Annotated in this window: 1 protein-coding gene; it reads left to right on the top strand. The window is 74.3% G+C overall.

Features of this window, described 5'->3' with window-relative positions; translation table 11 throughout:
- A partial coding sequence (locus G9H72_RS20750; protein ID WP_166174749.1) for an aldo/keto reductase occupies positions 1 to 680 on the top strand: 680 nt, incomplete at both ends.

The following is a 680-nucleotide window of genomic DNA, read 5'->3' as shown; positions in this document are numbered from 1 at the left end:
CGCCTTCGCCCAGCTCGACGCGTTCACGGAGGCGGGCGGCACGCTCGTCGACACGGCAGACGTCTACGGCGGCGGGGCCTCGGAGCACTTGGTGGGCGAGTGGCTCGCGTCCCGTCCCGGCGAGGTGACCGACCGGGTGGTGCTCAGCACCAAGGGCCGCTTCCCCACCTCCGGCGACCCCAACGGGGTCGGGCTCTCCCGCCGCCACCTGCAGCGGGCGCTGGACGCCTCCCTGCGCCGGCTGGGGGTCGAGACGATCGACCTCTACCAGGCGCACAGCTGGGACCCGGCGACACCGATCGAGGAGACGCTGTCGTTCCTCGAGGATGCGGTCCGGGCCGGCAAGGTCCGCTACTTCGGCGTCTCCAACTTCACCGGGTGGCAGGTCCAGAAGGCCGCCGACGTCGCCGCCGCGCACGGCTGGGCACGGCCCGCCTCGGTGCAGGTGCAGTACAACCTGCTGGGGCGCGAGGTCGAGTGGGAGATCGTCCCTGCTGCCGAGTCCGCCGGCGCCGGCCTGCTCGCCTGGTCGCCCCTCGCCGGCGGCCTGCTCACTGGCAAGTACGCACGTGACCAGCGCCCCGCCGAGGGCACGCGACTCACCGACCCGATGCTCGGGGCCGTGTTCGCCGGTCGCGCCGCCGCGGACCGCACGTGGGCCGTGACCAGCGCGCTGTCCG

This window comes from Motilibacter aurantiacus (genome assembly GCF_011250645.1).
In the GTDB taxonomy this organism is placed as follows: Bacteria; Actinomycetota; Actinomycetes; order Motilibacterales; family Motilibacteraceae; genus Motilibacter_A; species Motilibacter_A aurantiacus.
This window is presented reverse-complemented; position numbering and strand designations above follow the sequence as displayed.